This is a genomic window from Microbulbifer epialgicus, assembly GCF_041447265.1.
Lineage (GTDB): Bacteria > Pseudomonadota > Gammaproteobacteria > Pseudomonadales > Cellvibrionaceae > Microbulbifer > Microbulbifer epialgicus.
Genome location: NZ_JBGMEK010000033.1, coordinates 25,795 through 40,626, shown reverse-complemented (window position 1 = coordinate 40,626; position 14,832 = coordinate 25,795). Strand labels below are relative to the sequence as shown.

Sequence of the window (14,832 nt, the reverse complement as noted above, 5' to 3'; positions counted from 1 at the left end):
GCCGCCAACATTTATTATCGGAATCCATTTCAAGACCTACTGCGACCAACCGCGGAATCCAGAAAGCTGGGGATTTTCAGTTCCAGCCAATAACTCGGGCGCCACAGAGTCCCACCAACAAACCCAACATGTCCACCCTTTTCACTGATTTCAAGGCTTACCATTGCGCTAACTTCATTCTCTTTGGGAATGGCCGATGGGCAAACAAATGGGTCATCAATCGCATTGATAATCATTGTCGGCACGCGGATTTCTCCCAAGAGGTGTTTGCTTGAGGCCCGAGTATAATAGTCATCTACATCACGGAACCCATGCAAGGGGGCAGTAAAAATGTTGTCAAAGCAGCGAAAATTCATGAAATAAGCGGCGTCATCAATATTGGGCAAGGCCGCGGCAATACCGGGATCTTCCGCTTTCTGCCTTAGGGTAAGGCGGAGGCAACTCAGTAAGTGACGCTGGTAAAGTCTGGAAAGCCCCCTATTAATCCGGCGACTGCAAGCGTGTAGATCCATTGGCGAAGATATCGCCACTGCGCCAACGACCGGGCTACAACTGCCATCCTCCCCCAACATCTTCAATAGCACATTGCCACCAAGGGAATAACCGACAACCAAGATTGGTGTTAATGGCAGCTGCCCCCTGAGCTGTTCAACCACCCAACGTGGGTCTTCACTGTCGCCGCTATGATAGGCGCGTGGCAAACGGTTGGGGATTCCGCCGCAGCCGCGAAAATGCATCACCGCTACTTGGTAGCGTCGCTCGAGAAGAGTTTGCATCAATCCCTGCACATAGGGAGAAGCTACTGACCCGCCCAAGCCGTGGAGTATCAGGACCAGTGGAAAATCTGGGTCATCCACCAGAGGGCGTGGATGGTGCATTGCCAAGCAGTCACCATCGGGAGTTTCATACCAGCGACAATCGGTATCTATCCAGGGAGAGGGTCGGTGTAGACGGCCAAAAACAGTTTGAATGTGACAGTTTCCAAGGCCTGCTGCTGGCGTAAATTTATCAGTCATACTTCAGATCCAACTGGCACAATAAGCCCCCTGCAACCCTTCCAGATAGTGTCTTCGAAGGGGAAGCTGACCCCTATCATTTCGACACCATTCTCGGCGCCTGGATATTACGCTTTTAGGCGGGGAAAACAGATTTCGCATAGTTCAGAGTAACCTGCAAATCTAATGCAACCCTATCCAGTATATAGCGGAGGGCAGTTTGGTACCGCGGAAAAATCAGTGTCCCTTTTGACCATTCAGGTCCATACGAGACAAGATCTCAGCTGTTTACGCTACCTGGGATTTACGCATAGTCTCAGGAACAAACATCAGGAAGAAGACAGCAGCCACAGTGGCAACCACAGCCAGCGACAGGAATGCCGTATCGTATCCAAAGTACTGAGCAACATATTCGGCGGAGAAGTTACTGCATGCCGACCCGATCCCCACAAGCGCGGCCATAGCGCCCTGCGTCACATTAAAACGCCCGGTGCCGTGGGTGAGATCAGCACACATCAGGATAATAATCACTCCAAATATGCCATTAGCCACTCCATCCAGAGATTGGATGGCCACAAGAAAGAGTGGGTTATCCGTAGACATAAAAAGAATGGCCCGAATCGGGTTGATACCGAAACCAATCAGGAAAATGAGCTTTCGTCCCCACCTATCCGCTTTGGCAGCACACAGGAAGGACATCAACATCATCATAAACTGTGCGGCGATAATACACGCTGAAGTAAAGGCGATTGCTTCATTGACATTAGCTTTCAGGGACAACTTCTGACTGACCAGAGGCAACATGGCCGCATTGCCAAAGTGAAATAGAAAAATGCTAATCGCCAAGGCAACAAGCCTCCTATCTGTTAACAGGACTGAGAAGCCCGCAGCGCGTTCTTTACCCGAGGCACCAGCCCGCTCACCGCCCCGAGCCCGTAGATGGTCGATTGATTTGGCTGGAATAAAAGCGACTGAGACCGCCATCAGTATGCCCATAGCCGCCATCAACCAAAAGACCCCCTCCGCTGCGAGGGTCAGGGCCAATATGGCCGCGAGCGCTGCAGCAAAAACATTACCTGCATGGTTTGCCGCCTGATTGGCACTGGTTTGCAGAGTAAATGTTTTGTCAGTGCAAACTCCCAGAGTAATGGCTGCAATACATGGCGCGACAAATGCAATCGCCGCCCCCATCATCACTTGAGACAAATAAATGACCGGCTTATAGCTGGTGAGAATCACTATAGCGATAGATACGGCGGCAATGATCACCCCGCAAGTGGCGATCAAGCCACGCTTAAATCGAGTACTGTCAATAAAAGCGCCAGCAGGAGTTTGCAGTAGCACAGTAGTAATCCCAGCAATTGCAAGGACAATACCGATCTCACCGGCCTGCCAGTGCATAGCCGATAGCAGGTAAATAGCGAGGTAAGGCCCCAGCCCCGCAACCACATCTCCAGCAAAGAAGTTCGTAAAGAGAAGCGGTTTGTTTAAACTCATAATTAAGTCTTAAATGTGAATCTCTTCAACTGAACTTGTGCTTTGGTACTTTAGGAATAGCAAACATCAGTTTCCAGAGTAGCAGCTGCGAGGAGCCAGTCCCGGACCTGTACTTATGTCGATAAGCCTCTTTATCTCCGCAATCATTTTTATATTGATTGCCGCGCGCCAGTGGCTTCCATCGGCAATACGTATCTGGCACATAATGACATTCGGCGCTATTGCCTTACTGTTAATGCGCCAAATCTCTCTGAAAGAGGCTTTTTTTGCTATTGATTGGGACCTTATTCTTTATCTTTTTGCAGTATTTTCCATTGCTTCAGCACTATACGACACTGGAATATCTGAACAAATCAGCAAACGAATTTTGTCCGTCAAACACCCCAGCATGGTGCTGACCAGTTATGTCATCGCAATGGCTTTATGTGCGGCGGTACTCACCAACGATGCCGCAGCGGTGATTGGTGTTCCCATCGCAATTATGCTTGCACGCAATATGAAGTGGGGCTTGATCCCTCTGCTTATTATCCTGTGCGCCACAGTAACCATCGGCAGTATGGTTTCGCCTGTGGGTAATCCTCAAAACATATTGATCGCCAATGCGGGCAACTTCGACAATATGTTTATTGTCTTTGGCCAATGGATACTGGTGCCCGCAGCAATTACCCTGCTGGTATCTATGATTTGGCTCAAGCGATTTCTTAAGACCACTGATATTGCCAACTATGAGGCAACTCGGAATTATCGAAAACAAAATGAAATCGGTCAGAAATGGCCTGCCCTATTGTCCGCAGCTCTATTACTGTTATTTATTGTGGCGGGTAGTGTTTTACATAACGTGAATAGTATTTATCAGCCAACTTTTGGCCAGATCGGATTGGCCGCCTGCCTGCCTATATACATTGTCAGTCGCGAAAGACAGCGCATCTTACGGGAGGTTGACTGGCCTACCCTCTTCTTCTTTATCTCAATGTTTGTCGTCACTGGCTCACTGCTAAAGTCGGGCTCACTGCAGTTTTTCCTGGAAGTAAGCGGCATCGATCTCGCTGAACCAGAAACCGTGGCTTTTGTCAGCTTCTTTGCCAGCCAATTGTTTTCCAATGTACCTGTCGTGGAAATTTATCTAAAACTCCTACATCAACATGACACTCAGACATTAATGATGCTGTCCGCCATATCTACTGTTGCAGGCAACCTGTTCATCATCAGCGCAGCGAGCAATGTTATTGTTCTGCAACAAGCGGAGAAATTCGGTATCAAACCATTTAATTTCTGGCAATTCTTTTTCCTAATGCTGCCAGTCAGTATTGCAAGTATATTAATCAGTTATTTTTGGATTCTTTGGTAAATGTAAAAATACCAAACACATTCCTTACTATAAGATTCTGACAGCATTTATCCTATTAATAGACAGGAACAGGCAATCCGCTTACATCGGAAGTTAAAATTCCCAATGGGCCACTAGGCACATAAATAGTCTCCGTTACCCTGCTGCCTTTCCTGATAAGTTCAATCGGGATAGCCTGACCAGGGGGGAAGTTCTGCATTTTTAGACGAAGATCATGAATAGAGAACACCGGCAAGTCATTATAAGAAGTGATCCGGTCTCCGGGGTTTATACCAGATGCAACTGCTGGGGAACCTGGAATCATATCCCCGACTGTAAACTCTGAGCTAAGTCCCTGTGATTTCATATATAGATTGAATTCCTCCTTACTAAGTTCTTGATGCATCATTATATGTGGAGAGTTAAGCATATGCATCTCCTTGATCAGGTTCCTTGCTTCACTTGATGAATGATCAGGCATATGTCTCAACTTATATCCCTTTAACATCTGCTCATAAAAATACTTATCTTTCAGAGAAATAATATGCTCCGCGCGCTCCCTAACAAAACCAGAATCGATTAGCCGCTTAACCTGCTGCTCTTTAAAATTCAGCTTCGTATGTTTCAAGATTTCATTAACTTCACCCCCAGCCAAAACCTTTGCACCGAGATCACTTGGTTCCTTCCCGGTAACATTTGCTTCACTGCCTGCAGCATTTGCAGTTACTCCAAGATCCAGTTTTTGCACAAGTGCTTGTAGTTTTAGCTGGGCTTTGTTGAGTTCCTGAATACGCTTTTCAACGTTTGCCAGCCTCTCAACCGTATCGTTTTCGTTTTGTTCTGCATTTACGAAAGGCGACATTATCTTCCCTTGACTGATAAGAAAAGCAGAAACCAAAACAACCACTGTTACCCATAATATATGCTTCACTAATATCTCCTTTAGCCACATTAGAGAGCAGTCAACTTTACCAGATATATGATAGAAAGGGAGAAAGTAATTAAAAGATCTGTCATTAAGGATTTCTGCAATATCTCTGACTTGCAGAGGCGCCCTCACTACTGGGATAACTCAGGCACATCCTTAATTTCTTCGGATAACACCCGGGTATAAAACCTGTAGTCACCGTTTTCTAGCAGTAAATAGATAATATATGGTTCAAACTCACCCTCCATGCCTGGACTGCCCTCTGGCATCCCAGGCACCACCAAACCGATCCCATCTTCTGGGGGAGAGTCCAGGAACTGCTGTATGTATTGCGCCGGGACATGGCCTTCGAATACATAACGACCCTGCCATACTGCAGTATGGCACCCCTCCATCCCCTTCGGAATACGCCACTGACGTTTTACCATCTGCATATTAACTTTGAAGATGGAGGAAACCTGAAGCTCATTATCTTCCAGGTGGCTCATCCACTTTTTGCAGCAAAAACACAGTGGATGTTTATAAACTACAAAATCTGCCGCATCTCTGCTGCTTTCCGCAGCACTAATACCTCCAGTAAAGAAACTGAATATCGTCAGGAGCAGAAGTATTCGGCGCTGAATACTAAACAACCTGAGCATAATGAATAGCGTAGGATTTGGCTGAATCTTTCCAATGGCAAATTGGGGCAAATCCCCCTTTGGAAAGCAGCTTACTGAATCCATTAATGGAATACTTGTGGCTGTTTTCCGTATGGATTGTTTCGCCCTCTAAAAAATCCACCTGGCTTCCAGCTACGGACACACTGTGATTTTTCAAGCAGACTAGATGCATTTCGACTCGCTGACGAAGTTGGTGGTAAAAAGAGCGGTGGGCAAACAATGTGTGATCAAAATCTGCACCCAACTCAGCGTTAATGCGATTGAGGATATTCTTATTAAATTTCTCAGTGACATGCTCGCTATCATGATAGGCCCGCTCCAGCCTTACCGAGTCCTTAACCAAATCGGTACCGATAAGCAGTCCGTCGCCAACACCCAGGTTTGCAGCAAATAATTCTAGCAGCTGCTCTGCCTTATCCAGTTCAAAATTTCCGATAGTTGACCCGGGGAAAAATACAACCCTTTTACGCGAAGATATACGGGCTAGCTTATCCCACACATCTGGCTGAGTGAAATCTCCAACCTGACTCCAAACTTGCATGCCGGGCAGATTACGCTTAATTCTCCGCTCTGCCTGAAAAAGAATTTCAGAGGATATATCAATCGGGTAGTAACCCTTAGGGGACTCAAGGACTGCGAGTAGTGCTTCCACTTTTTCGCAGTTTCCAGCTCCCGGCTCAATCATCAGCGCTTCAGGGCCAATCGTGAAAGCAATATCTTTCAAGTTTTTTGAGAAAATATCTGCTTCGGTACGAGTCAGGTAATAATCCTCTACCTCACAGATGTCCTCAAAAAGACGGGAGCCCAACTCATCGTACAAATATTTACAGGGCAGTGTTTTTATTTTACCTCCCAACCCCTCCAGTACATCCTTGAGAAACTCGCTATCCTGTTGTTGCTGCTCTGGAACGATGGACGATAAGGCTGCTTTCACATTTAGTCTCCTGCTAAACGGACACCAGTAAATTGCCACGCTTGATGTGGGTAAAAGAAATTTCGATAACTGATCCTGATATGATCAGAAGGCGTGGCAAATGAACCACCGCGCAAGACTTTCTGGTTACACATAAACTTGCCATTGTATTCACCTACTGCATCCTTACGAGCCTTGAAACCTGGATAGGGCAAGTAGGCACTGGAGGTCCACTCCCATAAATCGCCCAGGAACTGGGTCTGTCCGCGGCGGGCAGGAAGGGGCTGCAGGAAGCGTTTTTCCAGCAAGTTCGCAGTAGCAAGCTGGTCCAGCTGGCGCAAATGGCAAGCAGCCGCCTCCCACTCAAATTCAGTGGGCAGACGCTTATCTGCCCAGGTAGCGAACGCATCAGCCTCATAAAATGACAGATGGTGAACGGGTTCCGTCCCATTCAGTGGTTGTAATCCATGCAGGGTAAACTGTTGCCAACCATCCTCTGTATCCCGCCAGTACATCGGATGTCTTTGGGCATGTTTCTGAACCAGTGCCCAACCATCTGACAACCACAACCTGTGCTGCTGATAACCACCATCTTCAATAAATGCCAAGTACTCGGCATTGGTCACCAAACGGGAGGAGATCGAGAACGCTTGTAGAAGCTGTTGATGAGTAGGGCCTTCATTATCAAAGTGGAAGTCTTCCCCATCACTGCCAATACCATAGCACCCACCGGGAATCTCCAGCCAACGCAAAGGCTCAACCGTGTCTGATTCATCCTCCAGAACCCCATCACTGTATGCGGGCGACATAGGGTTAAGAGATAGCGCATGCTTTATATCAGTGAGCAAAAGCTCCTGGTGCTGTTGCTCATGATTAAGGCCAAGTTCAATCAACGAATTCAAACTGGAAGAACAGGAATATTCACTCAACAGCTTTTCCATCGCCATATCTACTGCCTTGCGGTAGGCGTAAATACGATCGATATCTGGTCTGGATATCAAGCCCCGCTGCGACCGTGTAAAAGGAGTACCCAGACTGTTGTAGTAAGAATTAAACAGGTGGTGAAAGTCCGAATCAAAAATCCGGTAATCAGGGTGTGAAGCAAGAATAAAGGTTTCAAAAAACCAACTGGTGTGTGCCAAGTGCCATTTTGTCGGACTGGCATCAGGCATGGATTGTAGCTGCATGTCTTCAGCTGACAAAGACTCAGCAAGACGCTCTGTCTCCCCTCGAACTCTTCGATATGCTGTAAGAATTTGTTCCTGTACTTCTTCTATAGATACTTCATTCGCAAATATTGCCATATCGGTAATCAACTGCGACACAATTTAGTTCCATTCAAATCATCATACGCAGTTTTAGGAGTATTCCTATGAGCTTGCAGGTTTACAAGAGAGATTTCGCGCCAGTTTGTGAACAAAAAGCAAAACTACGTAAAAAAAAAGGGCCGGTAAAACCGGCCCACACTCTCATCATACTGACATAAATAACCAATTAAAATCTTACAGTAAAATCTGCTCCATACATTCTCGGCATAAAGCGCCAGGCGGGACTTGCTCCGATTGCGGAGCCTGTACCACCGTAACCACCGGCAATTTCTTCATCTGTCAGGTTCTGTACCCACAGTGCCATGGAATAATTATCTGAGGCGCTATTCCAAGTCGCGCGCAAGTTAAACAGCTCATAGTCTTCAACGATGCGGGTTCTATCGGTGATTGAACCTATACGCTCATCTGTCCAATTATAGTCACCACGGAACTTAAGTTCACCCCCGCTAGCCAGGTCCAAGGTGTACTCAGCCATCAGATTAAATTTGTTTTCAGGCGTGGAAACCCTGGATTGGCCTACTTTGGAATCCTCTTCCGTTTCACCAATGGCCTCAATGATCTGATAATCCGTGAACTCTGTATCCAGGTAAGAGTAGTTGCCAGCAATAAAGAGGCTGTCTGTAGCAGCCCACTGAACTTCTATTTCAGCGCCGTTACCTTCTGCATCGGAGTTCCTCAAGTTGTAGCTGGGAATGGGGGTGCCTACCAGGTCCAGCTCCTGCAGGTTTTTGTACTCGTAACCATAGACAGAGGCATTCAGGCGCACACGATTATCGAAGAAGCTACTCTTGAGGCCAACTTCCAGGTTGACCACATCCTCCTGATCAAATGAAGCGTCTACGCCTGGGCCGAAGTTAAGACTGTTAAAACCACCAGCCTTAAAGCCATCGGCCAGGGAGATATAGGTCATCACCTCCTCTGTCCAACGGTAGTCCAGCACGATACGACCGGAGATATCACTCCAGCTATCACTCAATTTGGAATCAAGCACTGGCTGGCCGTTATTAAAGAAGGCGATTCCGAACAGTTGAGACCCCAGGTCTATTCCTGGGAGTGTAATTTCACCAATAACATTTCCATCACTATCGACTAGGGGTACCGGTCCACCAGAAAGTGACAGGGGAATGCTGTTGCCATAGGCTGTTTCTATGGTGAAATCCTTTTGATCGTAGGTATAGCGCGCACCTACAGTAAGGTCCATCTTGTCAGTGATACTCCAAGTCATATCCCCGTAAATGGCACTGGAGCGATAATCCCCTGTATTGCGAACACTCTCATTCCATGGCGTATCAGAGGCAACCCAAGGTTGAAAACCAGCCATCATTTGCGCTACGAAAGCGTCGGATTGCAGCATGCTTCCTGTGACGCCTGGCGCCCCCCGCGATGCAAGTAATGCGTCTACTTGCCCGGTTTGCAGCATCAAGTCGTACACAAAGGTGGCACTGGCAAAACCTTCTCGACCAGCTTGCTGCATGAGTTGCCGGGTAACCACCGCCAACTCTTCCTGTTCGGTCTGGCTAAGATCCGGATTTTCAGCCTTGACCCATTCATACACAGCGAAGGACTCCACCGAGCCGGTGGTGAAGTAGGCATGGGTTGTGTGATCCACTTCTTCCTGGGAATAAGAGGCACCGAGGGTCCACTTGATTTTGTCAGTGGCACCATTCAACCTGAATTCTTGGGAAAACTGGCTCTGGTCATCAGTATTGGCCGAGCCAAACATATAGTCTGGGTTCGCAGTGCCATCTTCATCCTGCTGCAGATGTGCATCGAATTCACGGTAGGCAGTGATTGAGGTAAAGGTAAAGTGATCGAAGTCGCTGGTCAGCGTCAGCGAGGTACCAAAAGAGTCCCGATCCTCAATCGTCGGTGTATCCAGGGCGTAGTCACCAAATACATCTGTGTCCCCTTCCAAGCTCGGTACAATTGTCGTGCGCAGAGCGCTACCCTGATCCATCACACCATAGTCGGCGCGCCATAACACCTCGGTATTTGATGTCGGTTCCCACAATACCGATGCGCGATAGGTCTGGGTATCCTGGTCTCCTACCACGAATCCGCCGGCCAGGTTATCTGCGAAAGGATCACGGCGATTGCTTGACGCAGAAAAACGCCCGTACAGGTTGTCGGTAAACTGACTGTTTACCAGGAAATCCGAGGATTGGCGCCCATAATTGCCAGCGGTGAGGTTCAACTCCACCGAATTATCAGCCTGTGGCTTGGTCGTAATAATATGGATTGCACCGCCAGTGGCGTTGCGTCCAAAAAGCGTGCCCTGGGGCCCTTTAAGAACCTCCACCCGTTCAATATCGGTCAAGGGTATTTCAGCCCCTGCGCCGCGACCGGTGTAAACTCCATCGACATAAACGGCAACAGCGGGATCTGAGCCCACAGTCCAATCGTTGGTTTGAATACCGCGAATGCTATAGGTGGGCTGCAGCGCGGTGTCATTGTGCATTTCGACACCTGGCGTATATTTGCCCAAGTCCGTCAGATTTTTGACTCCTGACTCTTTTATATTTTCACCGGTAAAGGCGGATATCGCGATCGGAACTTCTTGTAGATTTTCCGCCCGCTTCTGTGCAGTAACGACCACCTCTTCGATTTCAGCCGCGTACACATTACTGCTGACAGCGGTAATGAAAGCAATAGCTCCGGAGAGGATGGACAAATTAAACTGACGGTTTTTTAGCGTGCTACGAACTTCGTGCATCATCGCGTCCTCGCGTTTATTGTTATACAGCGTGATGATATCGGTGTATTATTTTTGTTATTCCACGCCATCTTACGGTCGCAATTATGGATTTAAAACCTCAATATGACCTTTTTCGGATGACTGGTCAGTTTTACTCATAAATACCTGAAAAGGCAGGTTAGTCGACGATACTGTACACAAAACTGTGTCACGAAAAGTTACTTTGATGTGTGATCAAGTAACCTTGTTGACAAAAGGCTTGGTTTCATTTGATGTGCCTAATAACAAAAGAAACAATGTAATTGCAGGAAAAACTATGGTGCGCCCGTCTTATTTAAATAGCAAAATTATTCGCTCACTTATTGTTATCGCAGCCCTTGTAATCCTGATCACAGCAACCCTCTGGGCCTGGTGGCGACTGAGCCTGCCAAAATTAAATGGTGAAATTATAACTGGGACTCTAAAAGAGCCCGCCGTTATACAACGCGATGCCCAAGGCATTGTCATGATTCAGTCACCGGATCGAAACAGTTCCGCCTTTGCACTGGGCTTTTTGCACGCACAAGAACGTTTTTTCCAAATGGACTTGCTGCGACGTAATTCTGCCGGGGAACTTTCAGAACTTGTTGGACCGGCCGCATTGATTAAAGACAAGAATGTGCGCAGACATCAGTTCCGCAAGCGAGCACAGCGAAATATTGCAGTAATGCCTTCGGGGCAACTGGAATTACTCAATAATTATGTACAAGGTGTCAACTTTGGTTTGTCGCAACTTAGGACAAAACCCTGGGAATACTTCCTTTTGGGCCAAGAGCCCAAGCCCTGGACCCCCGCCGATAGCCTGCTGGCAACCTACACCATGTATCTGACACTGCAAAGCGAAGAGGGGAACTTTGAAAGGGGAGATACTGCTCTGGCTGAGCTGTTACCAGAAGACCTTTACAACTTCTTTTTCCCGGCTGGTGGTAACTGGGATGCCCCCCTGCAAGGGCCGAGTAAAATTGAGGCCCCGATCCCTAAAACCCCGATTACTACGCTGCTAGATTCGAATGACGCCATCGTCTACCAAGCAATGGAAAGCGACGATAAAGTGTACGGTAGTAACAACTGGGTAGTTGGCGGGGCACTGACCGAGCATGGCAGTGCTATTCTGGCAAATGATATGCATCTCGGACTAAGCGTGCCCAATATCTGGTTCCGCGCTGGTTGGAACATTCCCGGTACCGATAGAAGTATTCGCGGTGTGACTCTGCCCGGTGGCCCGATCATAGTTGCCGGCAGTAATGATGCAGTGGCCTGGGGCTTTACAAATACTAACGGGGACTGGGGGGATCTGATCCCACTGGAATTAAGTGAAGATGGCACTCAATACCGAACCCCCGATGGCTGGCGCAATTTCGATATTGAAAGGGAGGCAATCGCGGTAAAGGGCGCTACGGATGAAACACTCGAGGTCAAAAAAACCATCTGGGGGCCAATCATCGGCAAGAACCATCATGAGGCTCCTCTCGCCTACCGCTGGGTAGCGCACGATATCCGCGGTGGCAATATGAATTTGCAACGCATTGAATCTATCACCAATGCGAGTGAGGCCCTCGATCTTGGACCAGAAATCGGCATTCCCCACCAGAATTTTGTCGTCGGCGACAAGGAGGGAAATATCGGCTGGACTGTTGCAGGGGCGATTCCCCGAAGAATCGGTTTTGATGGCAGTCGCTCTGTCAGCTGGGCTGATGGCCAGGCCTACTGGGATGGCTACCTTTCCCTGAAGGAGCAACCACGTATCTATAATCCCCCTTCCCACCGGATATGGACCGCTAACGCGCGCACCCTGGATGGAAAATGGTTGAAGTTAATGGGCGATCACGGTTATGCCCTCGGTGCGCGCCAACAACAGATACGCGATGGTCTGCTCGCACGCCAACAATTCGATGAACAAGCCCTCCTCGATATTCAACTGGACGACCGCGCCGTATTCCTACAGCGTTGGCAGCGACATCTTGTCGACCTGCTGGCAAACCAAGAGGGCTACAGCGAAGTCCACCAACTGGTTCAAAACTGGGGCGGGCGCGCCAGTGCCGACTCTGTTGGCTATCGGATAGTACGCAATTATCGCCTAAAGTTTATGGAGCTGAGCACCGCGCCGATACTCACCTATATGCGTCAGTTCGAGCCGAATTTTTCTTTCGGCAAGCTAAAACGGCAATTTGAATACCCTATGTGGGCCATGGCACAGCAAGAACCGCAGCAATTATTAAATCCCGATTTCGAATCCTGGAAAGTACTCAAGCTCGAAGCGCTGGATCAGGTTCTGAGCAAGATGGCAGCAACTGGGGCCTCATTGGAACAACAAACCTGGGGTGTCCAAAACACTGCAGCTATCCGCCACCCACTTGCCAGGGCAGTCTCAGCTATAGACTGGTTTACTGCAATGCCCAGTGACGCACTGGCCGGCGATACCCATATGCCTCGCTTCCAGTCGCCAACCCACGGCGCATCTCAGCGGTTGGTGGTTGCCCCCGGCCGGGAGTCTAAGGGGGTTTTTCATATGGCTACTGGGCAAAGTGCCCACCCTCTTTCCCCGTTTTTTGCCAACGGCCACCTCGATTGGGTAGAGGGGAATCCATCCCCGCTAGTGGAGCAGGAACCACTTTACCAACTCACCCTTAAGTAGTGTAAAAGATAGCCGGGGTAAACTGCTTGAGCGCCCTCCTATTAATGAGGCCTCAGGCGGTTTCGTCGAGGATGGCAAAAGAGAGAAAAGCAGTGAAGAAGCCGAGCCCAAGCACAAGGGGTAATAGCGGAATACACAACATCACAAGTGACACAGTGATCCATAGCCATTTCACAAGGTCTTTCTTTTGCCTGTATTGATATGTGTAGCGACGGGAGTGGCAATCGTTGCCACCAATGGTAGGAAACTCCCGCCGCTGCGGAAGGAAGAAGTGCACGAAGTTGGTGCAATAAAAGCAAAGAAGCGCCAGCAGCATGCTACACACCCTACTGAAAAACTACTTTCAGTATAGGTTCTGCGGCAGCTTTGGCCGCGTCCGGTTCCTCTTTCTAGCCTCAAGCAGTTTTTTAGCCTAGCTGTGATACCAATTCAGCTTCTCATGCAGGCTGACAACCCCACCAATTATTGTCAGGGTCGGAGCCCGCACCGCTTTCTCCTCAGCGAGTGCCGGCAATGTGGTGAGGCTCCCCACAATCACTCGCTGTGCTCGTGTGGTCCCCTTCTCAATCAGTGCTACCGGCGTATCCTCCGGAAGCCCATGGAGAGCAAGCTCTGTGCAAATTGTCTGAAGCCCAGTCAATCCCATATAGAAGACCAGGGTCTGTCCCGGCGAGGCCAGCTCCTCCCAGGGCAGATCGAGGCTACCCTCTTTCAGGTGCCCGGTGATAAAACGTACCGACTGTGCATGATCCCGGTGCGTTAGTGGAATACCCGCGTAACTGGCACAGCCCGAGGCGGCGGTAATTCCCGGCACCACCTGGAAGGGAATGCCTGCCTCTGCCAATTTATCAATTTCCTCGCCGCCGCGACCAAATATGAAGGGGTCTCCGCCTTTCAGGCGCAATACCTTTTTACCCTGAGTGGCCAGATCTACCAGCAACTGGTTGATATTCCCCTGGGGTACGGAGTGAAATGCCTTCCTTTTGCCGACGTAAATACGCTCGGCATCTCTGCGCACCAGCTCCAGGACTTCTGGTGATACCAAGCGGTCGTAAAGCACAACATCCGCCTGTTGCATCAATCGCAATGCGCGAAAAGTGAGCAGGTCGGGGTCTCCCGGCCCACCCCCCACCAGATAAACTTCACCAACTGGACTAGGGCGCCCCTGCCAGTCATGTAAAGCATTAAGCAACTCTCTTTCAGCATCTGCTAATTGGCCCGATTCCATACGGCTGGCAACAGGCCCAGCAAAAACCCATTCCCAGAAGTTCTTGCGCCGTGCTTCCGGCAGTTCAGTTTTCACCCTCAAGCGCACTCGCGCGGCCAGATCCACCAATGATGCGACTCCCGGTGATAACAGCGCTTCCAGCTGGGCACGAATACGCCGCGCCAGCACTGGAGCTGCCCCACCACTACTAATACCTATGGAAAGGTCTCCACGCTCAACAATTGCGGGAAAGGTAAATGTGCACAACTCAGGAGCATCCACCACATTGACCGGAAGTCGTTTAGCCTGAGCATCTGAGGACACCAATGCATTGACCTTGGTATCATCCGATGCAGCCACGACCAGCTCAGCTTGTTGCAACCTCTCTGCGGAATACACTCCCTTAAACCACTCCCCTTTTGAGTCGGTAACCAGCTGCTGGAGCTCATGAGCAATTTCTGGAGAAACCACCGATATACGGGCGCCAGCTTTGTTGAGTAATCGCGCCTTGCGAGTGGCTATAGAACCTCCGCCAACTATTAGGCATGGACGATCTTTGACATCAAATGCAAGGGGTAAATAGCGCAACTTCTTATTCCATCAAAT

The 14,832-nt window shown here is 49.0% G+C and carries 11 protein-coding genes; 2 read left to right on the top strand and 9 right to left on the bottom strand.

From position 1 onward, the window contains the following. Window positions 1-29: 29 nt before the first annotated feature. Window positions 30-1,016 (bottom strand): hydrolase, encoded by a 987-nt coding sequence (locus ACCI49_RS14560; RefSeq protein WP_371839761.1) that lies wholly within the window; start codon window positions 1,014-1,016, stop codon window positions 30-32. 267 nt (window positions 1,017-1,283) lie between these two features. Next, window positions 1,284-2,492: an MFS transporter gene (locus ACCI49_RS14555; RefSeq protein WP_371839760.1), complete on the bottom strand. Its 1,209-nt coding sequence runs from the start codon at window positions 2,490-2,492 to the stop codon at window positions 1,284-1,286. 115 nt (window positions 2,493-2,607) lie between these two features. Between ACCI49_RS14555 and ACCI49_RS14550 the strand changes: the two genes are divergently transcribed. Continuing rightward, window positions 2,608-3,840: an ArsB/NhaD family transporter gene (locus tag ACCI49_RS14550; protein WP_371839759.1), complete on the top strand. Its 1,233-nt coding sequence runs from the start codon at window positions 2,608-2,610 to the stop codon at window positions 3,838-3,840. Between the two features lie 55 nt (window positions 3,841-3,895). Here ACCI49_RS14550 and ACCI49_RS14545 read toward each other — a convergent pair whose 3' ends face one another. The 5 genes from ACCI49_RS14545 to ACCI49_RS14525 form a co-directional block, all read right to left on the bottom strand. Continuing rightward, window positions 3,896-4,750, bottom strand: coding sequence for a PDZ domain-containing protein (locus tag ACCI49_RS14545; RefSeq protein WP_371839758.1), 855 nt, complete (start codon window positions 4,748-4,750; stop codon window positions 3,896-3,898). 128 nt (window positions 4,751-4,878) lie between these two features. Then, a complete protein-coding gene (locus tag ACCI49_RS14540) occupies window positions 4,879-5,235 on the bottom strand; it encodes a DUF411 domain-containing protein (RefSeq protein WP_371839757.1) in 357 nt (118 codons plus the stop codon). Between the two features lie 136 nt (window positions 5,236-5,371). Beyond that, window positions 5,372-6,343: an L-histidine N(alpha)-methyltransferase gene (gene egtD / locus ACCI49_RS14535; protein WP_371839756.1), complete on the bottom strand. Its 972-nt coding sequence runs from the start codon at window positions 6,341-6,343 to the stop codon at window positions 5,372-5,374. A gap of 2 nt (window positions 6,344-6,345) precedes the next feature. Further along, window positions 6,346-7,647 carry an ergothioneine biosynthesis protein EgtB gene (egtB, locus tag ACCI49_RS14530; RefSeq protein ID WP_371839755.1) on the bottom strand — a complete coding sequence of 434 codons (1,302 nt, stop codon included), beginning with the start codon at window positions 7,645-7,647 and terminating at the stop codon, window positions 6,346-6,348. Between the two features lie 169 nt (window positions 7,648-7,816). Continuing rightward, complete coding sequence (locus ACCI49_RS14525) at window positions 7,817-10,363, bottom strand: TonB-dependent receptor (protein ID WP_371839754.1); 2,547 nt, start codon at window positions 10,361-10,363, stop codon at window positions 7,817-7,819. Window positions 10,364-10,571: 208 nt separating this feature from the next. On the opposite strand from ACCI49_RS14525, the gene ACCI49_RS14520 reads away from it, so the two are divergent. Then, entirely contained in the window at window positions 10,572-13,019 is a 2,448-nt protein-coding gene (locus tag ACCI49_RS14520; protein WP_371839753.1) for a penicillin acylase family protein, read from the top strand. Between the two features lie 52 nt (window positions 13,020-13,071). Here the strand turns inward: ACCI49_RS14520 and ACCI49_RS14515 are convergent, their stop codons facing one another. Together ACCI49_RS14515 and cysG are read right to left on the bottom strand one after the other, a co-directional pair. Continuing rightward, window positions 13,072-13,335 (bottom strand): hypothetical protein, encoded by a 264-nt coding sequence (locus tag ACCI49_RS14515; RefSeq protein WP_371839752.1) that lies wholly within the window; start codon window positions 13,333-13,335, stop codon window positions 13,072-13,074. A gap of 96 nt (window positions 13,336-13,431) precedes the next feature. Next, window positions 13,432-14,814, bottom strand: coding sequence for a siroheme synthase CysG (gene cysG / locus ACCI49_RS14510; RefSeq protein ID WP_371839751.1), 1,383 nt, complete (start codon window positions 14,812-14,814; stop codon window positions 13,432-13,434). Window positions 14,815-14,832: the final 18 nt, after the last annotated feature.

What these genes read in the sequence shown, in the direction of transcription:
- ACCI49_RS14560 (WP_371839761.1), bottom strand. Translation starts at nt 1,016, where the DNA reads ATGACTGATAAATTTACGCCAGCAGCAGGCCTTGGAAACTGTCACATT.
- ACCI49_RS14555 (WP_371839760.1), bottom strand. Translation starts at nt 2,492, where the DNA reads ATGAGTTTAAACAAACCGCTTCTCTTTACGAACTTCTTTGCTGGAGAT.
- ACCI49_RS14550 (WP_371839759.1), top strand. Translation starts at nt 2,608, where the DNA reads ATGTCGATAAGCCTCTTTATCTCCGCAATCATTTTTATATTGATTGCC.
- ACCI49_RS14540 (WP_371839757.1), bottom strand. Translation starts at nt 5,235, where the DNA reads ATGAGCCACCTGGAAGATAATGAGCTTCAGGTTTCCTCCATCTTCAAA.
- ACCI49_RS14525 (WP_371839754.1), bottom strand. Translation starts at nt 10,363, where the DNA reads ATGCACGAAGTTCGTAGCACGCTAAAAAACCGTCAGTTTAATTTGTCC.
- ACCI49_RS14520 (WP_371839753.1), top strand. Translation starts at nt 10,572, where the DNA reads ATGTGTGATCAAGTAACCTTGTTGACAAAAGGCTTGGTTTCATTTGAT.
- ACCI49_RS14515 (WP_371839752.1), bottom strand. Translation starts at nt 13,335, where the DNA reads ATGCTGCTGGCGCTTCTTTGCTTTTATTGCACCAACTTCGTGCACTTC.